We start from the raw sequence: 19,499 nt of genomic DNA on the forward strand, positions 1-19,499 counted from the left end.
AGCTATCGCGCTGACCACATAAAAAATGGCAACAACAAATAAACCTGAATTACCATAGCCCAATGTGAGGAATACTCCCCCTAATGCCGCACCAACAGTTTGTGAAATCTGGATATTTGATGCAGAGATTTGCAATATCTTACTACCATCTTCTGGGGTGAAATTATCCCGAACAATTCGACTGACTGATGTTTTATTGAACATTTTCACTAGGGACAAAATACATTGCACGGTCACAACTATCAACATCAACAGCGATGGTTTCATGGCTGAGAATAAAAAAAATAGAGACAGGCTGAACGCTGAAAGTGTGAGAATGCCATTACTGACAGTAAGTTGCCAGGCAGGATTTCTGGCATCGGCAAAAGAGAGAAGAAAAAATCCCATAATAGCGGAAGGAAGATAACCCGCTATGACAGTGAAGCTGACAGCCAACGGACTATGGGTTATTTGGAAAACCAGCCAAAGAATAATCACACTTTGCGTCCCTTCAGCTAAGGAAGAAAAAGCAGTATAGATTTGAAATCCTATGAAGTTCTTCTGCAACAACAGATTATTTTTCATGATTTATCTTTTGTGGCCTAGGTTAAAGGATAATTAGATAATTGTTTAATGAGTTCATGAAACTCAGCTAGACTCTGACATGAGGCAAACACTAGATAACGAAAGTCAGTGACACCAGGACGAGAAGTTTTTTGCGTAACTTGCTTAAGTTCAGATACAGCAACGACATTTGGCAAGTGTAATAAATCAGATGTCTTATACCCTCTAGGGTAAACCTTGATAATCCCTGAATAGCCGTTATATACCCGTGATGGTGTGTTATCTATCGGACGTGATAATTGACTGTTAACAAAGGCTTGCCATAAATTCATTCCTGTAAGACGCAGCAGTGATTCAGCATTGCCTGCACCAGGTGGCCGAAGACCAATTTCACCAAAAATTACTTGATCACCTTGCCTGTAAACTTCCATATGAAAAACGCCTTGTTGCAATTCAAGTTTCCTAATAGCCCGCTGTGCTAAAGAATGCGCAACTGAAAACATAGCATGTGATGAAGGTAAATGAATACTTGCACCAGTCTGGCCTCTAGCCCTAAGTAGAGGTTGATCATAGCAAGAGAGTTGAGCATTAATGATCTCAGATTGATCGACAATACCGTCAAAATGGAATTCTTCGTCTATCTTTATTGCTTCTTCAACCAACATCAACGTATCTAAGCACTCAAGTTTTCTGTGTAGTTGATCGATCGTTAAACATTCAACTCCCTGACTTGAAGAACCAGAAAGAGGCTTAATAATAAAATGTGTGGCTTCCCCTTGAGTGAGTTGAGCAAAGTTGTCACGAAAATGACCTGATAACCAACATTTCGGCATCGGTAAATCATTTGCGAGGCACTGCCGCATACGCCATTTATTAGTCGCACATAATGCCTGCTCGTAACCCAGTCCAGCTAGACCATACCGACTGCGAAGAAATCCGGCAAATTCCATATTACTTTCTGAACTGGCGACCACATACTGGAAAGGCGTTCTATCCATGATGTTATCTATTGCTGCCAACGTCTCTTCTTGTGGCATACAGCGTATTTCTGATGTTGAAATGCGAATATAATCAATATGTTGGTATTGCATTAGTGCTTGATCTAATTGTGTTTTATTTGTATCTAGAATAAGGGCTCGTTCACGCATTTTTATGCTCCGTAAATGCAATAAGCTTGTTGACGTTCTCCATTAGTGTCTGATGGTGCTCATGTTTTATGATGGCGTAACCGGCACGACCATAAATCCCCTTAGATTCAGCTTGTTCACCCTCTGTCCAATCGAGTTCAACCAAATCAAAGTTCTGATAAAAATCTTGCCTTGTCAGCGAAACTCCCCGAATAGCACGCAGTAAAACTATCGCAAAAAGCTGCGAAGGATAATGAGGTAAAGGTTGTTTATCAGGTTGTTCCAGGGAAAGCAGGGTGTGAGCAGCATAGAGATCGACACCATAACTTAGAGTTATTATTTCGGGCACCCATGCACCAGCTGGTCTTAATGCACATTCATTAAAGAATATACCTTCATCATTTTTAAAAAGTTCGAGGTGAAAGACCCCGTCAGGAGCCTGTAATTGTGTTAAGGCACATAAACAAAAGGCATTAATTTGTTCGTAAAACTCAGCAAAATCTTTGCGTGACATTATTTGTAAAGCCAGCGTTTTTCCTTCATTACATTGCATCGGAGGCGTGGTGTACTGGCAGATAGAAAGCCAACGTAATTTACCATCTGACCAAATCCCGTCAGCAATGAACTCAGATGCAGTAATTTTATTTTCAACAACATAAGCTACGCAGCTTAGATTCTCTTTATATTGTCGAAAATAAGTTTCGTAATCAAATTCTGAGCTAATAGCTGTTGTTGCGAAAGACCCCATACCATTAGCGGGTTTTATAATGAAAGGAGAACCCACGTCAACAACCAATTGTGAGTAATCAACGTCACGGGTTACATAACGGCAATGAGCATGGGGAACAACTTGTGCCAATCTCTGTTTCTGTAAACATTTATCACGAAAATATAAAGTACTGCGATAATCTTTAAAACCGGGTAATTGCAGCATATCGCGCAATACTGCTGCCGTAAATACGCCATCTTCGTTGCCAGTAACGATCCCTTTAATTGTCTGTATGGGCAGATTCAATAAGCACCGGAGAACTTCCTGTGCATCTTCTAAATCTTTAACCATATAGTATTCTGTACCACTGAGGGCAGGTTTAAATTTGGAAACGATATGAATAACTTGATATCCCTGACGAATTAACGCATTCGCAATACCTTCACGATACCCTAATACAATAACCGTGTTATTCATTGATTTTCTCCTGAACGTAAAATATAGAGATCGTGTTTGCTGGTATTAAAAGAACCTAAATATTCAAATCCTCTTTCGGTAAAAAAATGGATATTTGTTATTAATGAACGACGTAATGCGATAATGATAGGTAATTGCGCCTGTTTGCTTGCCTCTTTACAAATTATATTAAGTAATTCACTGGCAATACCTTGACATCTGAATTTCGGTAATACAGACAAATAACTGAACGTTAGATTTTCCTTTTCTTGTTCAAACAGCACAGCCGCAATAACCTGACTATCATATTTAGCAATTCTCCAACGTGTTAACTTTCCCATAATACTGGCAGAAGTTTCATACAGTGCTGAGGGTATAAAATCAGAGATAAATGGTGTATAGACTTCACGCAATACCATTAATATTCCATTAACATCTTCCGCAGTGGGTATGAAGAAATTAATCGCTGTTTTTGGCATTATTCTTTCTCTGCCCCATGCTTATTTTGTTTGACAACCATAAACAGTTGGCTTTCATATAAAATTGTCAATTTATCATCAGATTGATATTTTTCTACCAGATTTTTTAATCTTTCGATAAACTGTTCACCGTGGGCAGTTAAAGCACGTTGTACTTGAGTCGATGAACGACTCATACCGATAAATGCTTCTCCGGGAATCATCATATTCCAGTGAATATTGAGTGTAATGTGGAGAGCATATTCATGCTGGAATGCAACATTTAATTCTTGTACATAATCAAAATCCCGATAGTGGCGGCTATAATTGGGACTTAGCTCTTCCAATAAATTTTCATATTCATTAATAAATTCATTGTGTCGATAATCTCGGTTATTTTGCAAGATAGCCATAACCCCCTTATCCGTTAGGCTATTTCGCGCCAGATTTAATACTGTTGCCCTATCCATCCATTGAAAAGATTGTGCTGCTATGATCAGATCGGGGCTACCCACGCTGGAGAGATGCTGCTCTGCACTACCATGCAACCAATTGACCCACGGTAGCTTTTGTTTACCTACCTCGATCATATCTTGTGAAATATCAATGGCAGTGTAATGATGCTGCTGACCCAATAGATTTGTCAGCCCTTCAATGGCGATCCCCGTTCCTGCCCCAATATCAATAATGGACAACAATCTGTCTTTAGGTAGCCAGTGATAAATTTCACGAAAAAGTGCTTCTGGATATCTGGGACGGTAGAGATCATATCCTTTAGCTAAACCATCAAATTTTTCTTTCTGCTGTGTCATAAGATCCTCTGCTTCTTCTGCTCAGACAATTGGTTAAGGATGTAGTTGAGTCGTCCACCTGCGTGAATAACAGCCAACATTTGTTCCGATGGTGGATAGAAATTAGTTAATGGTATTTCAGAAACAAAATGACCTTCGTTGATTAAACATTCAACGGATAAACCTTCACGAAAACCTTCAATATCGGCTTCAATCGCTAGCAAACCAAGATTCCAGGCGTTACGGAAAAAAATCCGTCCAAAAGCGGGAGCAATAACCATAGATATACCTGCGGCTAATAATGTACTTACTGCTTGTTCCCTTGAACTACCAATACCAAAAATACCTTTACAAACAATAATATCTCTAGGTTGTAACGTGGAAAAAAACTCAGGAAACCGATTTTCAAACAGATGTGGCGCCAATCGGGCTGGGTCGGTGTACATGTGTTTATAACGTGCAGGAATAATGTCATCGGTAGAAATACCACCAGTAATCATCCTGACGTGATAATTTTGTTGTTCAATCATGCCATTCAAGCTCCGTAATCAACGGTACTCTGCCGTGCAATGCTACATTTGCTGCAACTAAAGGTGATGAGAGGTAAATATCCGCATCAGCATTACCCATGCGCCCTTGGAAATTTCGGTTCATCGTTGACAAAACCCGCTCTCCTTTGGCTGGGATTGTGCCTTGCGTTCCAACACACGCGCCGCATCCGGGCGGTGTCACCAAAGCACCCGCAGAAACAATTTTTTCGATATAGCCGCGTCGCATAGCTTCCAGATACACGTGTTTTGAACCCGGTGTCACAATACAATGAACATCTTGATGAACCCGCTGATTACCAAGAATTGCAGCTACCTCGGCAATATCTTCCAAACGGCTGTTGGTACAACTGCCAATAAAAACATAATCTATCTTTTGCCCTGAAAGGGTTTCTAATGGTACTGCCTGAGCAGGTGAATGTGGCAGGGAAATATGCGGTGTCAAATCAGATATCGAAAATATCAGTTGATAATCAGCTAACTCTGGATAGATGGGCCTCATATTGGCGGGCCTTTCTGGCCCATCCGGCATAAATACACACTTTGCACCCAGTTCAACGCCCATACTGGCGAAACTGGCTGCAGAATCTAAAGAAAGGCTATGACCCCATTCCCCGCTGAGTTCTACTGAACGATATAAAAATGGTGATTGCCCAAAGCGACGCAGTAAAGCGAGCATAATATCTTTCGTTCGGGTCGCTGGGTGTGGTTGACCCGAAATACTTAAACTAACCGTTTCTGGCACTTTCAACCAAGTCTGTCCTGTAAGCATCGTAGCCAATACATCAGAGGCTCCCATTCCTAAAGCTAATGATTGAACTGCTCCCCCCGTACAAGTATGAGAATCAGCACCAATAACAATATTACCCGGTTGAAACCACTGTTCTTCCAGTGCGATTAAATGGCTAATACCTTCTCCTCTGGCGAAAATATTAACGCCAATCGACTTAGCAAAATCCATTGCTTCATTAACACGTTCAGCCATGCGTTTATCGGGAACTATTACTGAATGATCGAAGAAAAAACCAATTCTTTCGGGGTGCAAAACCTGTTTTAAATTATGTTGGCGGAAAAGATTAGCGATAGTTGGTGAATTACCATCCTGAACATAAATTCTATCGACCTCTACTGTGATCAATTCCTTAGCCTCAACTTTAGTATCTTGGCTATGTTCAGCAATAATTTGATTAACAATTGGCTGATCATAAGTCGTCATACGATTGCTCCCTCTGCCTGACGATAGAGTTCACATAATGTATGAGCAGGTATTCCTCCTGGATGTTTTTCAGCCGCTTTTCGTACCAGAGATAGACAGTGTTCCAATGTTTGAGGCACTGTTTCTATACCTCTTTCTTCTAAAATATTTTGCAAGACCGCCCGACCGGAATGTTTACCGATCACCATGCGACGCTGACCACCAACCATGGTCGGTTCGAAGGGCTCAAAAGTTTTGCTATCTTTTAACATTCCATTAACATGGATGCCGGACTCGTGTGCAAAAACATTACTGCCAACAATAGGTTGCCAAGGGGAAATAGAATATCCGCTAGCCTGAGCCACTTTGTGAGAGAGACTGGTAAGCTGCTGGGTATCAACACCGGCATCTATTTGATAAAAATGTTGCAAAGCCATAACCATCTGAGACAGATCCGGCATTCCGGCTCGCTCCCCCATTGCGTTAATACAAACGTGAAAATAACGCGCTCCAGCTTCAAGACCCGCCAGCGTATTTGCCACAGCCAGCCCAAAATCATTATGGCAATGGCATTGTAGATTAATAGATGATACCTCACGAACGGCGTAGACTCGTTGTGCATATTGTTGACTGTTAAGAATACCGATGGTATCTGAAAGACGCAGACGGTCAGCGCCAGCTTCTGCAACATTGCCCGCATATTCTTGCAGGAAACTGATTTCCGTTCGGCCGACATCTTCCGCACTGATTGAAACGAAGATACCTTTATCTTTAGCAAATTTGATCATATCGCTGGACGTAGTTAACAACCAATTTCTGTCTTTGCTTACGCTGTGTTTAAGATGAATATTTGAAGTTGGCAAACCAATGTGTATCGCCTTAAATCCCAGAGAGAGTGAATATTTAATATCTTCAAATACACCACGGTTCCAACCGATGATATTCACTTCATCCTTGCGTTCCAGAATTTCTTGTAATGCAAGCACCTCATCGCCTTTCATCGCTGGAATACCGGCTTCTATCCATTTAACACCAGCTTCTACTAATGAATTAAAAATATTCACTTTAGTTTCTTTTGAAAATGCAACCCCCGGAGCTTGCTCACCATCACGTAAAGTCGTATCTTCCAGAATAATATTCTCTTTAATGGTCATAGCATTGTCACCTTATTTCTATTGATGAGAAATTAGTTAAATGTGAAATATGCTGGTAGGTTTAGGAATGTTTAATTTTTCTCTCAATGTTCCATCTTTATATTTAGTCTTAAATATATTAAGCCTTTGCAATTCAGGAACAACATAATTAATAAATTCATCTAAACATCCAGACATACTGGGAGGCATAATATTAAATCCATCACAGGCATTTTCATGAAACCATTGAGCTATTTGAGTGGCAACTTGCTGGTAAGAACCAACAAATACTAAATGCCCTCTGGAAATAATGATTTTCTCATACAATTGCTTAATCGTTAAAGATTCCGATTTAGACATTTTTTCAATAAGTTCTCGACGGCTCTGATTACCATTAGAAGCAGGAATGTCAGGCAGAGGTTGGTTGATATCATATGCTGACAAATCAATACCACCAAGCAAATCGGATAACATACTAAGACCAAATTTTGGATGAATAAGCTTGCGAAAATTATTGAATTTCTCTTTGGCGCTAGCCTCATCTGGCCCAATAAAAAAGCACAAACCCGGCATGATTAAAATATTGTTATAGTCTCTATCATATTTATTAAGCCGAGATTTCAAATCCCTATAAAATGCTTTTGCTGAGTCAATGTTTGGCTGTGCAGTAAAAACTAATTCAGCTGTTCTGGCGGCAAGTTCTTTACCGGATTCAGAGGAACCTGCTTGTACAATAATTGGGTGTCCTTGGGGAGGCCGAGAAATATTCAGGGGGCCTTTTACAGAAAAATATTTTCCTTGGAAATTTAGTTCATGGCATTTTGACGGCACATAAAAAATACCACTTTGTTTATCGCGAGGTAAGGCATCATCATCCCAACTATCCCATAACCCAGTAACAATTTCCCAGGATTCGGCGGCTTGACGATATCGTTCATCATGTTCAGGATGTTTAGCAAAACCAAAGTTTTTCGCTGCATGAGATTTAGAGGAAGTCACCAGATTCCAGCCAGCACGCCCATGGCTAATGTGATCCAACGAAGCGAATTCACGGGCAATATTAAATGGATGTTTGTAGGTGGTCGAAGCTGTGGCAACCAAGCCGATATGTTGAGTAAACATTGCTAATGCTGATAATAACGTCATAGGTTCAAATACCACGACCCTGCTCCCATAACCTAGATGGTCATCCTGAAAAACAGAGGGAGTATCAGAAAGAAAAATTAAATCTAGCAAGCCCTTTTCTGCTATACAGGCCATATCCAGATAATGATCTATATCTAGTGCAGCCTGGGCATTGACATCAGGATGACGCCATGCAGCTGGATGATGCCCTGTACCATAAGCAAGGTAAGCCCCAAGCACTAATTGTCGCTTATTACTTTCCATGATATTTTCCTTTATTTTTTCAAAAATAAAAATTTAGGATACATTAGGAATAAGATTTATCACTTTTTTTACACTAATGCAGTCTTTCTCAATTTCTGCTGTTCGTCCATGTTTCAATATCTCGTGGGATACATACTCCATTGCTTTGTAAGCAGCTCTGAGCATATGGTTAGCATAAATAATAATATTAAATCCGGCATCACTCAGTTCTTTATGATAAATCATTGAATAAGTAGTTGGCACACATATAAGTGGTAATTTTGGGTATTTCTTTCTAAAAACTTTACTGAACTCAATGATCTCATTAGGTGTGTCCATACAACTATGGATCATGATGCCATTAGCACCAGATTTAATATAGGAATTAGCTCTTTCAAATGCATCTTCAACTCCATAACCAGCAATTAAACTCTCCAGTCTTGCAAAAATCATTAATCTAGTATTTTTCTGTGCCGCTTTACCTCTAGCTATTTTATTACTAAATTCTTTAATGTCTGATAATTCTTGCTTGACGCTTGTACCAAATAGAGAATTTCTTTTATCTCCTGTTTTATCTTCAATAATGACCGCATCTAACCCTATTTGCTCCATTTTTCTGACATAATGCACAAAGTGTTCAACACGTCCTCCAGTATCTGCATCCATAATGACTGGCATCCCAGTCATTAATTTTATTTCATTAATATTTTGTAAACGGCTATTAATATCCAATATCTCATTATCAGGAATACCTTTCACAGCTGAATCAGTTAAAGAACTTGACCAGAGGCCATCGAATTTATGGATATAGCCATTATTATCTGTGTAATTTGCATTTTTGATAATAAGTGCTGATTTTTGATAATAAGTGCTGAAAGTGGATTATGTGCTTCAATAAAAGTCAGTGATTTTTTCTCTTTGAGTAACTTCTTTAGCATAAAAAATATCCTTTTAAAAATTAAATAGTTATATGACAAATTAGAACTCAAAAATATCATTGTTAATTATCTATTAAATTAATCTGTATCAGCAATGTATCACTACCTGAATTCAATGTTAATATATTGTTGCTTAAAAGTTAAACGGTAGCTAAACCAATTATGCTTATATTTGTGATTGATATCTCAAAAAAATGAATTAGCACTATAACTGTAATTACTCTGTGAACAAAAGACATTCCAGTCAACGAAAGTAGCATTGTTGCGCACGATACTGATATCGTCATTACCAGCAAATATGGGAGAAGTGATCCGTGTAATACAGTTTACACAATCACTTCTCCCATATTGATATTTCAAATAGTAATAATTATTACTTTTCTCTATATACTCGTCTTGCTTCCAGAAAGAATAATTATTTAAAATTCAATGTCATAAAGATATGTTCCGCGCCCTCTTCCAAACGGGCGACTACAAGATAATTTATTGAGGCCATGTAAAAATAAGGGTAATCATTGACAGATTACCCTCACGATATTAATCCACTTTATGCTGGCTGGATATCCGATAAATTAATTTTTCTCTTTTTTATCCTTATCATCGTTAAGATGATGACCTTTAAAACTGCTGATTAACTCATCCGTCTTTTTATCCGCCTCAGATTTTACGTCTTCCGTCTTCGATTTCATTGCCTCTGAAAGCTGGTCAATCTTGTCACTGGCTTGATGCTGAAGATCTCCCGTTTTCGCTTTCACATTTTCCATCACATCATTTGCGGCTTTCGTCGCTTGATCCTGCATATCAGCCAGCCTGGACTTCACTTGCTCAGTGACGTCATTGGCTGAATGCGTGATCTGATTTTGCACTTCCTTCGATTTATCAATCAGACTGTGGCCTTCACGCGCCACGTTTTCCTTTATTTCCTGTGAGTTCTCTTTTGTATGATCCTTTACATCCGTGATCGTTTTTTCTGCATCAGTTTTCATGTGTGTCGTGCTTTCTTCTGTTTGCTGTACGGTATCTTCCGCTTTTTTAGACGCATCATCACAGCCAGCAAGCAGTGCCACGATACCTGCCACGATCAGAGAACCAAGAATCGTTTTCTTCATTGATTAACCCCTTGTATTTAAGGATAGATAAAAATCTTATAATCCAATGGGATAAGTCTTATCACCTTATGGTATGCTTCATAAACCAATCGGTAAATAAAATTAATTCTCATTTTTATTTACCTCTTTTTACTTCCTCAGGTGACTTATTACATTGAAATATTTTACTTGGTTACATTTCGGGAAATTTATGGCAAATAATAGTCAAAAATTAGAAAAACGCCCAATCGCGGCCACAATTCAGAAAATTTTAACCGGCACACTTTCCGGGACATTCGTATTGAGCGCGGCACTCTCCAGCCCGGTTTATGCAACCGAAACGCCCGCAGAACAACAGCGTGAAAAGAAAAATGAGGTGATGAAATTACCCACACTTTCGGTTGTTGAAAGTTTAGACAATAGCAACAGTGCGGGAAGTTCCGTGCTCAAAAAAGCCGATATTGACCGGACTCAGGCAGATAACATTGCTCAATTACTCGACCAGCTTCCCGGTGTTTCAATGTCAGGTTCGCCGCGCCCCGGCGGGCAAACGCTGAATATCTGGGGGATGGGAGATCAAGAAGATACCAAAATTACGCTGGATGATGCGCCAAAAGGATTCGAGAAATATCGTCAGGGTTCTGTCTTTATTGAACCTGAATTAATCAAACGGGTAGAGGTCAATAAAGGGCCACACAATTTGCTCGATGGTAATGGTGGGTTTGGTGGATCTGTCAAGCTGGTGACAAAAGACGCAAGCGATTTGCTGCGCCCTGATGAGGATTGGGGCGGGTTTATCAAGCAAAGCTACCACACCAATGACAGGCAGTGGATCAGTAGTGGTGCAGTCTACGGCAGAGATCCCAACGGCTTTGCTGATGGATTACTCTATGTGAGTAAGCGGGATGGGCACAATATTAAACGCCCCGACGGGACACGTTTTGTGTTTTCACAAAACAATCAAATGTCCTATTTATTAAAAACCAACTTTTATCCCAGTGATACCCATACGGTAAGCCTGTCTGCCATGCGTTCTGAATCGGATGGCTGGCAGCCGTGGGCGGTGAAACGGGATAAAATGGATTTCCCTTCTGACTGGGATATTAAAAAATACGGTTTGGATGGCGCGTGGAAAAGAAAATTGATCTTTCGTGATCAGATTGACCAGAACTACTCTGCCAAATGGAATATTGCGCCAGAGGATAATCCATGGCTAAACCTGACAATGCTCTATGCGTATTCCAAAACGAAACAAGACGATAGTCGCCCGGACAATGCTTCTTCTTATTTTAGTGGATCAATGGGTAATAAAAGCTGGGTTGATTACACCGATAATCTGATTGATATCAACAATAAAAGTGTATTTTCAACCCGCGTTATTGAACACGAATTACTGCTAGGTGCCCGTTGGCATAAACTTCAGCGTAACGTTTTAATGTTCGATAAGAACAAGAAAAAAGAAGCTGATTATAATTACGGCTATTATCAGCCGGGTTATATGCCTGCCGGGGAGCAACAAACCTATAGTTTCTATCTGCAAGATTCCCTGAAAATAGGCAGTGTGACGGTAACCCCCGGCGTTCGCTACGATCACGTTGAAAATACCGGCAGAAAAAACAACGCGCGTATTTATAACGATATGTCTCCAGCAGTCAACCACGACTATCGTAGCGTTACTTATGCTGGCTGGTCTCCTCATTTGGGGATTATATGGCAGACAAATAAAAACCTTTCACTGTTTGCGGATATCAGCCATACATGGCGCGCCCCGGTGGTTGATGAACAATATGAAGTTCAGTCAGGAGAAACCAGCCTGCCGGGTTCCAGTCGTGATCTGAATGCTGAAAAAATGCTGGGCATACGCCTCGGGGCCATTCTCGATTTCGATAATCTGATGCTTGAGAATGACAGCCTGCAAATTCGTACTACCTTGTTCCGTAATCGTGGTAAAGACGAGATCTTTAAAAGACGTGGCGTTTATTGTAAAGCCCAAGCCGACGGTTTAGTGGACTACAAAGGGTGTGCAAAACCGCTGGGAAACAATCGTAATTTGCCGGGATATACCATCGAAGGATTGGAAATAGAAACTTTCTACGACAGCAACACGCTGTTCGGCAAATTCTCTTTTTCCACCATGCGCGGCCAACGTGATGCTTCGCCACGTGATCCGTGGATAGGACATAAAACTTGGCTCGCGGAAATACCGCCAACATCAGCACAGGCCTTGTTAGGTTTCAAAATACCCCAGTGGCAAATGACAATGGGCTGGAAAGGCGACTTTATCCGTAAACAAGATCGTTCACCTGTAGATGGTGATCCAGAAGCAGGTAATTGGGCATTCCCGGCAAGCAAAGGTTATGCCTTGCATGGTCTGTTTGCTAGCTGGCGTCCTTCTTATATCAAAGGATTTGAAGCACGCGTCACCATCGATAACCTATTTAACCGAGATTATGTGCCTTACTTAGGAGACGTCGGAGACGCCGTCTCAGGCGTTGGCCGCAATTATAAGTTCACTATTTCACAACAATTCTAACTGACAGTTAGCTGCTCCATCCCTAACCCTCTTAATTTTTAAGGGGGTTAGATCCAAAACACGGCGTTGACTTCGCCCCACCAAATACAAATAATAATTATTATCAGATTTATCTTCTCCCATCAGGCAGTCTCATTATGGCGGTGCAAAAAAGCACACTTGGGCACAATCAAATCACCCAGCAACTCTATTCCGATTACCATCACTGGTTATGCAACTGGATCAGACAAAACAGTGCCTGTCCAAATCATGCCGAAGATCTCGCCCATGAGATTTTTATCAAGCTGATGCAATCTTCGGATCTGGAAAATATTCGCCAGCCAAGGGCTTTTTTAATCACGCTAGCCCGCAGAACGCTTGCCAATTACTGGCGCCGGAAAAAACTGGAAGACCATTATCTGGAATCTCTCCGTGAACTCCCGATGATCTCATCACACTCTTCTGAGCAGCAACTTGTGCTGTTAGATCAGTTAGAAAAGATAGATAAGACTCTGGATAAATTGCCGGTAAAAGTCCGGCAGGCGTTTCTGCTTACCCAACTCCAAGGCCGGCGTTATAAAGAGGTCGCGGCAGATTTAGGGATTTCAATCAGCTCAGTGAAGAATTACTTACATCAAGCCTACCGGAAATGTCACCCTTTCAATCCCCTTTGAGACGCGTTAAACAGGCAATAAAAACCCGCTGTTTATCCGGCAGCGGGTCATTTTTTCACGATAAATTTGCCCATCAAAGAATACGGTGCTTCTCCCGTTGTGCCTGACGAACGGCTTCCCTTGCCATGCGTTTTTTGCGGGCATCGCAAGGTTCAGGGCAATCGCAAACTTTTTCTACACCAATGCTTCCCAACCCCCCACAGCTTCCCTGAATGCTTTTGCGTTTGACAATATAGCCCAACGCCATTCCCGCGAAAGCCAGCAGGAAAAAGATAAAAGTGATAACAAAGAGTTCCATCACCTTTCCCCCTTTCTTATTTCTTCTGTAAATAGGCTTTAAAGGCCGTATTATAGCGCTCTTCAAAACCGGTTTTGGTTTTGACAATCATAAAGACCGGAATATTCAGCTTCTCTGCCACTTCCATGCCTTTGTCTGGCCCCAATACATCCAATCCGGTGGAAAAGCCATCTGCACTCATGCAAGTCGGCGCTATCACGGTAATAGAAGCTAAATGATGGGTTATCGGTCTGCCGGTTTTAGGATCAATGGTATGCGAGTAGTGCACGCCGTTTTGTTCAAAATAGTTGCGGTAATCACCTGATGTGGCGACCGACATATTGCCCGGCGCAATGATCTCCTGAGCGCTCTGTTCCATGCCACTGTCCGAAGGTTTTTCAATCGCTATCCGCCACGGAGTTCCTTTGCCATTGTTACCCAAGGTACGAACTTCACCGCCAATATCCACCATGTAATTTTGGATATTCTGGGATGCCAGATACTCTGCAACCACATCAACGCCATAGCCTTTGGCGATGGAAGAGAGATCGACATACAGTTCAGGGATGGATTTAACCAAGTTATTGCCTTCAACCGACAAGTTACCGATCCCCGTCCAGGTACGGCGAACCGCTAATGCTTCATCCGTCGGTGCCTTGGTAATACGTCCCTCCGGCCCAAACCCCCACAGATTCACCAGTGGGCCAACCGTCACATCCAGTGCGCCGTCGGTCAGCTTATTGATGCGAATCGCTTCTTTAACCACTTTCGCGGTAGCAGCAGAGACCGGGAACGGTTTATTCACTTCACGACTTTGATTAAAACGACTTAATTCAGAATTCGGCCGATAAGTGGACATCTGATCGATCACTTCTTCCAGCAAGCGATCAATCTCTTTTTGCAGATTTTCCGGGGCAGGTGCAGACGAATCAGCCACATATTTGACGGAGTAATACGTCCCCATCGTCTTCCCATCCAGGTTTTGCTGTTCAGGGCCACCGCAGGCCGCCAGCGTTATTATCGCAAACAGCAATGCCCCCCAGTTGATCATTTTTTTATTCAGCATAACTTACTCTTTCTGACTTATTTGGGCTGTTTCTAAATCGCAGCGCCCACAAAATGTGGGCGCGTGTCGTTAAATCAAAGCATGATAGACCCTTTATCGAAATTGATTGGGCATACTATCAGCCGCCGAAATCATCCAGCATGATGTTTTCGTCTTCTACGCCAAGGTCTTTCAGCATCTTAATCACCGCAGCGTTCATGACCGGAGGCCCACACATATAGAATTCACAGTCTTCCGGTGCCGGATGATCTTTCAGGTAATTCTCATACAGGACATTATGGATAAATCCTGTATAACCGTCCCAGTTATCTTCCGGCAAGGCATCTGACAAGGCCACATGCCATGTGAAGTTCTCATTTTCTGCGGCCAGTTGGTCAAAATCTTCGGTATAGAACATTTCACGCTTAGAACGCGCACCATACCAGAAGGTGATCTTACGCTTGGAGCTTAAACGCTTGAGCTGATCAAAAATGTGAGAACGCATGGGTGCCATACCTGCCCCCCCACCGATGAAGATCATTTCTGCATCCGTGTCTTTCGCGAAAAATTCACCAAATGGGCCGGAGATCGTCACCTTATCACCCGCTTTCAGTGACCAGATATAAGAAGACATAATACCTGGCGCAACATCTGGGTTTCTTGGTGGTGGCGTGGCAATACGCACGTTCAGCATGATAATGCCATGCTCTTCCGGATAGTTCGCCATGGAATAAGCACGCACCGTCGGCTCTTTAACTTCAGAGACATAGCGGAACAGATTGAATTTATCCCAATCCTCGCGGTATTCCTGAGGTACATCATAATCCGCATAACGGGCAACGTGGGGAGGACACTCAATCTGAATGTAGCCGCCCGCGCGGAATGGAACCACTTCCCCGTCAGGAATTTTCAGTTTCAATTCTTTAATGAACGTGGCTTTGTTATCGTTGGAGATAACTTCACATTCCCATTTCTTAACGCCGAAAATTTCCTCCGGCAGTTCGATTTTCAGGTCTTGCTTAACATTGACCTGACAGGCCAAACGGCAACCTTCTTTGGCTTCACGCTTGTTGATGTGGGAAAGTTCCGTTGGCAGGATATCACCACCGCCTTCCTTGATTTTCACCCGGCACTGACCACAAGAACCACCGCCGCCACACGCAGAGGAGACGAAAATCCCCTGACCGGAAAGCATATTCAACAATTTGTCGCCAGCGGGGGCTGAGAAACTCTTATCCTCATCGCCATTGACTTCAACTTTAATATCCCCGGTGTTAACCAACTTAGATTTTGCGAACAAAATCATTGCCGTCAGTACCAACACAATCAGGGTAAACATGACTACGCCTAGAATGATTATATCCATGAATTCTTCTCGCCTTTAGAGCTGCACACCGGAGAAGGACATAAAGCCCAATGCCATCAAGCCAGTGGTGACAAAGGTGATCCCCAATCCTTTCAGACCTGCCGGAACATCCGCATATTTCAATTTTTCACGGATAGCCGCCATCAGAACAATGGCCAGCATCCAGCCCATGCCTGAACCGAAACCGTATACGATGGACTCGCTGAAGTTATAGTCACGCTGTGCCATAAATGAAACGCCACCGAAAATGGCACAGTTCACCGTAATCAACGGCAGGAAAATGCCCAGCGCGTTGTAAAGTGCCGGAACATAACGGTCTAAGATCATTTCCAGGATCTGTACCAGTGCCGCAATAACCCCGATAAAGGTAATGAAGTTCAGGAAGCTCAAATCCACCCCATCCACCAAGGCGCCGTCACGCAGCACCAGATTGTAGACGAGGTTATTGGCCGGAACGGAAATGCCCAATACCACGGTGACCGCGACACCCAGGCCAAAAGCCGTCTTAACGTTCTTTGATACCGCCAAAAACGTACACATACCGAGGAAGAAAGATAACGCCATATTCTCGATAAAAACGGCGCGGACAAACAAACTAATATAATGCTCCATTTTGTTTGTTACTCCTTCTCAACCTGCGCAGGTTTCAGAGTCCGCAAACCCCAAATCAGCATACCAATAATGAAGAAGGCACTCGGTGCCAGCAGGAATAGGCCATTAGGTTGATACCAACCGCCATTTTTGACTGATTCCAGCACCGTCATACCGAACAATTTCCCTGAGCCAAACAGTTCACGCAAGAAACCCACCAGCAACAGGATGACACCATAGCCCAAGCCATTGCCGATACCATCCATAAAACTTTCAATCGGTGGCGCTTTCATGGCATAAGCTTCAGCACGCCCCATGACAATACAGTTCGTGATGATAAGCCCCACAAACACCGAGAGCTGTTTGGAGATTTCATAGGCATAAGCGCGCAGGATCTGGTCTACGACGATCACCAGCGAGGCAATGATCGCCATCTGGACAATGATCCGCACACTGCCGGGAATGTAGTTACGGATCAGTGAAATGAAAAAGCTGGAGAACGCGGTGACCAGTGTCACCGCAAGGGTCATGACCAGCGCAGTTTCCAGTTTAGTGGTCACCGCCAGCGCGGAACAAACCCCCAAGACCTGCAATGCAATTGGGTTATTATCAAACAGCGGCCCCAGCAGGACGCGTTTTATCTCTTTACTATCAGCCATCTTTCAAGGCTCCCTCACGTACTTTTTTCAGGAACGGACCAAAACCGTTATCCCCCAGCCAGAAATCAAACATATGTTGAATACCGTTAGAAGTCAGGGTCGCTCCGGACAGGCCATCGACGCCATAAGGGTTATCCCCGGCACCACCACGGATGATCTTAAGGGCTGGGACACCCTGCGGGTTATAGAGTTTTTTGCCTACCCACTGCTTGCGCCATTGGGGGTTATCCACCTCCCCCCCCAAACCTGGGGTTTCACCATGCGAGTAGTAAGAGATGCCGTGGGATGTGACACCATCTATGTCAATGGAAATAAAGGCATACATCACTGACCACAGGCCAGAACCGTATATGGGCAGAACCAGTTCGGTCGTTTTGCCGCTTTCATCCTTAACCCGATAGATTTCTGCCATATTGGCACGGCGGCGGATTTTTGCCAGATCCTGCTCTGGTGGCAAAGCCATACTGGTTTCATCACTGCGCAAGGCATTATTCAGGTCAAAATGGCCAGCGCTTTTTTTCAGCGTGGCGGTTGCCAAATCCAGCAATTCAGGTTGAATACGGCTGCGATAGGTTTCGTTGATTTCGGCGGCGGTCATGTCAGGTTTGAGCAAACCAGCCACATCCAGAATATTACGCTGCTTATCCAGCAATTTTTGTTCCTGCTGCTGCGCTTTCAAACCGACGGCAGATCCTGCAACCACAATGGAACAGACAAGGCACAGCACAAAAACCACGAGGAATGTTCTGCCGACGCTATCATTATTTTTGGGTTTATTATCATTAGCCACGGGCTTTTCTCCGCTTAATGTTGGCCTGTACGACCAGATAATCAAACAGTGGCGCGAACAGGTTAGCGAACAAGATCGCCAACATCATTCCTTCCGGGTACGCTGGGTTGACAACCCTAATCAAGGTGCACATCACACCGATCAGGATACCGTATGCCCATTTCCCTTTATCCGTAAACGCCGCAGATACCGGGTCAGTCGCCATAAAGATCATACCGAAAGCGAAGCCACCCAGAACCATATGCCAGTACCACGGCATGGCGAACATCGGGTTAGTGTTAGAGCCAATTGCATTAAACAGGTAAGACATGGCAATCATCCCGATCATCACACCGGCAACGATGCGCCATGACGCGATACGAGCAAACAGAATGATGGCCCCCCCGATGAAAATCATCAACGTGGAGACTTCCCCCACGGAGCCGGGAATGTTACCAAGAAAAGCGTCCATCCAAGTGATTGGCTGCCCGGTAAGGGTATTCATCAGGCCATGGCTGCCTGCGGATGCCCATTGGGACAAAGGCGTTGCGCCAGAGAAACCATCCGCCGCAGTCCAGACCAAATCACCTGAGATCTGAGCCGGATAAGCAAAAAACAGGAAAGCACGACCAGCCAGGGCGGGGTTAAGGAAGTTACGCCCTGTTCCGCCAAAGATTTCTTTCGCAATCACCACACCGAAAGTAATCCCCAGAGCCGCCTGCCATAATGGCAGTGTGGGGGGAACAATCAGGGCAAACAGAATGGAGCTAACAAAGAAGCCTTCGTTAATTTCATGTTTGCGGATAATGGCAAATAAGACTTCCCAAAATCCCCCCACGATAAAAACAACTGCATAAATTGGCAGGAAGTAGGTTGCTCCCAGCAACATCTTGCTGCCCCACCCCGCATCGGGTGTTAACGATGCCCCCAGATACTGGGCAAAGACGTAATGCCAATCAGAAGCCAAAATCTGCTGTAAGGCATCGCCATTATATAAATGAGTCAGGGCAGGTAGCGCCTGATTGCCGACGTTATACATTCCCCAGAACATGGCAGGGAAAACCGATAACCACACCAAGATCATCATGCGCTTGAGATCAATGGCATCACGGACGTGGGCACTGCCTTTTGTCACGGTGCCCGGCGTATAGAAAACGGTGCTCACTGCCTCATAGAGAGGATAATACTTTTCCAGCTTGCCACCGGCCTCAAAGTGGTGCTCTACTTTTTCAAATAAATTTTTCAGGCCCAT

Annotated in this window: 21 protein-coding genes; 2 read left to right on the plus strand and 19 right to left on the minus strand. The window is 43.2% G+C overall.

Features of this window, described 5'->3' with window-relative positions; all coding sequences use genetic code 11:
* The 12 genes from PSI15_RS06780 to PSI15_RS06835 all read right to left on the minus strand — a co-directional run.
* Positions 1–564, minus strand: a 564-nt coding sequence (locus tag PSI15_RS06780; protein ID WP_273582863.1) for an MFS transporter, incomplete at its 3' end; no start/stop codon positions are given.
* Positions 565–581: 17 nt separating this feature from the next.
* A complete protein-coding gene (locus tag PSI15_RS06785; protein ID WP_273582864.1) occupies positions 582–1,691 on the minus strand; it encodes an ATP-grasp domain-containing protein in 1,110 nt (369 codons plus the stop codon).
* Entirely contained in the window at positions 1,684–2,856 is a 1,173-nt protein-coding gene (locus PSI15_RS06790) for an ATP-grasp domain-containing protein (protein ID WP_273582865.1), read from the minus strand. Before PSI15_RS06790 ends, PSI15_RS06785 begins: the two co-directional genes overlap by 8 nt.
* Positions 2,853–3,314: a GNAT family N-acetyltransferase gene (locus PSI15_RS06795; protein WP_273582866.1), complete on the minus strand. Its 462-nt coding sequence runs from the start codon at positions 3,312–3,314 to the stop codon at positions 2,853–2,855. The genes PSI15_RS06790 and PSI15_RS06795 overlap by 4 nt, the downstream gene beginning before the upstream one ends.
* A complete protein-coding gene (locus PSI15_RS06800; RefSeq protein ID WP_273582867.1) occupies positions 3,314–4,105 on the minus strand; it encodes a class I SAM-dependent methyltransferase in 792 nt (263 codons plus the stop codon). The genes PSI15_RS06795 and PSI15_RS06800 overlap by 1 nt, the downstream gene beginning before the upstream one ends.
* On the minus strand, positions 4,102–4,614 hold the full coding sequence (locus tag PSI15_RS06805) for a LeuD/DmdB family oxidoreductase small subunit (RefSeq protein WP_273582868.1): 513 nt from the start codon (positions 4,612–4,614) through the stop codon (positions 4,102–4,104). Before PSI15_RS06805 ends, PSI15_RS06800 begins: the two co-directional genes overlap by 4 nt.
* A complete protein-coding gene (locus PSI15_RS06810; RefSeq protein ID WP_273582869.1) occupies positions 4,607–5,848 on the minus strand; it encodes an aconitase/3-isopropylmalate dehydratase large subunit family protein in 1,242 nt (413 codons plus the stop codon). Before PSI15_RS06810 ends, PSI15_RS06805 begins: the two co-directional genes overlap by 8 nt.
* Positions 5,845–6,981, minus strand: coding sequence for a homocitrate synthase/isopropylmalate synthase family protein (locus PSI15_RS06815; RefSeq protein WP_273582870.1), 1,137 nt, complete (start codon positions 6,979–6,981; stop codon positions 5,845–5,847). Before PSI15_RS06815 ends, PSI15_RS06810 begins: the two co-directional genes overlap by 4 nt.
* A 36-nt stretch (positions 6,982–7,017) precedes the next feature.
* On the minus strand, positions 7,018–8,349 hold the full coding sequence (locus PSI15_RS06820) for an LLM class flavin-dependent oxidoreductase (protein WP_273582871.1): 1,332 nt from the start codon (positions 8,347–8,349) through the stop codon (positions 7,018–7,020).
* A 33-nt stretch (positions 8,350–8,382) separates the two neighbouring features.
* Entirely contained in the window at positions 8,383–9,174 is a 792-nt protein-coding gene (aepX, locus tag PSI15_RS06825; protein ID WP_337928492.1) for a phosphoenolpyruvate mutase, read from the minus strand.
* Positions 9,099–9,266, minus strand: a complete 168-nt coding sequence (locus PSI15_RS06830) for a hypothetical protein (protein ID WP_273582872.1) — start codon at positions 9,264–9,266, stop codon at positions 9,099–9,101. The genes aepX and PSI15_RS06830 overlap by 76 nt, the downstream gene beginning before the upstream one ends.
* 572 nt (positions 9,267–9,838) lie before the next feature.
* Entirely contained in the window at positions 9,839–10,375 is a 537-nt protein-coding gene (locus PSI15_RS06835; RefSeq protein WP_273582873.1) for a YtxH domain-containing protein, read from the minus strand.
* Between the two features lie 190 nt (positions 10,376–10,565).
* On the opposite strand from PSI15_RS06835, the gene PSI15_RS06840 reads away from it, so the two are divergent.
* Positions 10,566–12,887: a TonB-dependent hemoglobin/transferrin/lactoferrin family receptor gene (locus PSI15_RS06840; protein ID WP_273582874.1), complete on the plus strand. Its 2,322-nt coding sequence runs from the start codon at positions 10,566–10,568 to the stop codon at positions 12,885–12,887.
* A gap of 137 nt (positions 12,888–13,024) precedes the next feature.
* Positions 13,025–13,540, plus strand: coding sequence for a sigma-70 family RNA polymerase sigma factor (locus tag PSI15_RS06845; RefSeq protein WP_273582875.1), 516 nt, complete (start codon positions 13,025–13,027; stop codon positions 13,538–13,540).
* Between the two features lie 73 nt (positions 13,541–13,613).
* Here the strand turns inward: PSI15_RS06845 and nqrM are convergent, their stop codons facing one another.
* The 7 genes from nqrM to PSI15_RS06880 all read right to left on the minus strand — a co-directional run bounded on the left by nqrM (position 13,614) and on the right by PSI15_RS06880 (position 19,499).
* A complete protein-coding gene (nqrM, locus tag PSI15_RS06850) occupies positions 13,614–13,838 on the minus strand; it encodes a (Na+)-NQR maturation NqrM (protein WP_443256075.1) in 225 nt (74 codons plus the stop codon).
* A 16-nt stretch (positions 13,839–13,854) separates the two neighbouring features.
* Positions 13,855–14,883, minus strand: coding sequence for an FAD:protein FMN transferase (locus PSI15_RS06855; protein WP_273582877.1), 1,029 nt, complete (start codon positions 14,881–14,883; stop codon positions 13,855–13,857).
* 118 nt (positions 14,884–15,001) lie between these two features.
* A complete protein-coding gene (gene nqrF / locus PSI15_RS06860) occupies positions 15,002–16,228 on the minus strand; it encodes an NADH:ubiquinone reductase (Na(+)-transporting) subunit F (protein WP_273582878.1) in 1,227 nt (408 codons plus the stop codon).
* Between the two features lie 15 nt (positions 16,229–16,243).
* Positions 16,244–16,840, minus strand: coding sequence for an NADH:ubiquinone reductase (Na(+)-transporting) subunit E (nqrE, locus tag PSI15_RS06865; RefSeq protein ID WP_273582879.1), 597 nt, complete (start codon positions 16,838–16,840; stop codon positions 16,244–16,246).
* Positions 16,841–16,848: 8 nt separating this feature from the next.
* Positions 16,849–17,478, minus strand: a complete 630-nt coding sequence (locus PSI15_RS06870; protein WP_045969387.1) for an NADH:ubiquinone reductase (Na(+)-transporting) subunit D — start codon at positions 17,476–17,478, stop codon at positions 16,849–16,851.
* Positions 17,471–18,268, minus strand: coding sequence for a Na(+)-translocating NADH-quinone reductase subunit C (locus PSI15_RS06875; RefSeq protein WP_273582880.1), 798 nt, complete (start codon positions 18,266–18,268; stop codon positions 17,471–17,473). The genes PSI15_RS06870 and PSI15_RS06875 overlap by 8 nt, the downstream gene beginning before the upstream one ends.
* Positions 18,261–19,499 carry an NADH:ubiquinone reductase (Na(+)-transporting) subunit B gene (locus PSI15_RS06880; RefSeq protein ID WP_273582881.1) on the minus strand — a complete coding sequence of 413 codons (1,239 nt, stop codon included), beginning with the start codon at positions 19,497–19,499 and terminating at the stop codon, positions 18,261–18,263. The genes PSI15_RS06875 and PSI15_RS06880 overlap by 8 nt, the downstream gene beginning before the upstream one ends.

This window comes from Xenorhabdus sp. PR6a (assembly GCF_028599065.1).
GTDB lineage: Bacteria > Pseudomonadota > Gammaproteobacteria > Enterobacterales > Enterobacteriaceae > Xenorhabdus > Xenorhabdus doucetiae.

Bases quoted from the DNA above. Each gene is read 5' to 3' on its own strand.
- PSI15_RS06785 (WP_273582864.1), bottom strand. From the start codon at position 1,691: ATGCGTGAACGAGCCCTTATTCTAGATACAAATAAAACACAATTAGAT.
- PSI15_RS06795 (WP_273582866.1), bottom strand. From the start codon at position 3,314: ATGCCAAAAACAGCGATTAATTTCTTCATACCCACTGCGGAAGATGTT.
- PSI15_RS06820 (WP_273582871.1), bottom strand. From the start codon at position 8,349: ATGGAAAGTAATAAGCGACAATTAGTGCTTGGGGCTTACCTTGCTTAT.
- PSI15_RS06870 (WP_045969387.1), bottom strand. From the start codon at position 17,478: ATGGCTGATAGTAAAGAGATAAAACGCGTCCTGCTGGGGCCGCTGTTT.
- PSI15_RS06815 (WP_273582870.1), bottom strand. From the start codon at position 6,981: ATGACCATTAAAGAGAATATTATTCTGGAAGATACGACTTTACGTGAT.
- PSI15_RS06880 (WP_273582881.1), bottom strand. From the start codon at position 19,499: ATGGGCCTGAAAAATTTATTTGAAAAAGTAGAGCACCACTTTGAGGCC.
- PSI15_RS06800 (WP_273582867.1), bottom strand. From the start codon at position 4,105: ATGACACAGCAGAAAGAAAAATTTGATGGTTTAGCTAAAGGATATGAT.
- nqrM (WP_443256075.1), bottom strand. From the start codon at position 13,838: ATGGAACTCTTTGTTATCACTTTTATCTTTTTCCTGCTGGCTTTCGCG.
- PSI15_RS06805 (WP_273582868.1), bottom strand. From the start codon at position 4,614: ATGATTGAACAACAAAATTATCACGTCAGGATGATTACTGGTGGTATT.
- PSI15_RS06835 (WP_273582873.1), bottom strand. From the start codon at position 10,375: ATGAAGAAAACGATTCTTGGTTCTCTGATCGTGGCAGGTATCGTGGCA.
- PSI15_RS06855 (WP_273582877.1), bottom strand. From the start codon at position 14,883: ATGCTGAATAAAAAAATGATCAACTGGGGGGCATTGCTGTTTGCGATA.
- PSI15_RS06840 (WP_273582874.1), top strand. From the start codon at position 10,566: ATGGCAAATAATAGTCAAAAATTAGAAAAACGCCCAATCGCGGCCACA.
- nqrF (WP_273582878.1), bottom strand. From the start codon at position 16,228: ATGGATATAATCATTCTAGGCGTAGTCATGTTTACCCTGATTGTGTTG.
- PSI15_RS06810 (WP_273582869.1), bottom strand. From the start codon at position 5,848: ATGACGACTTATGATCAGCCAATTGTTAATCAAATTATTGCTGAACAT.
- PSI15_RS06830 (WP_273582872.1), bottom strand. From the start codon at position 9,266: ATGCTAAAGAAGTTACTCAAAGAGAAAAAATCACTGACTTTTATTGAA.
- PSI15_RS06845 (WP_273582875.1), top strand. From the start codon at position 13,025: ATGGCGGTGCAAAAAAGCACACTTGGGCACAATCAAATCACCCAGCAA.
- PSI15_RS06790 (WP_273582865.1), bottom strand. From the start codon at position 2,856: ATGAATAACACGGTTATTGTATTAGGGTATCGTGAAGGTATTGCGAAT.
- nqrE (WP_273582879.1), bottom strand. From the start codon at position 16,840: ATGGAGCATTATATTAGTTTGTTTGTCCGCGCCGTTTTTATCGAGAAT.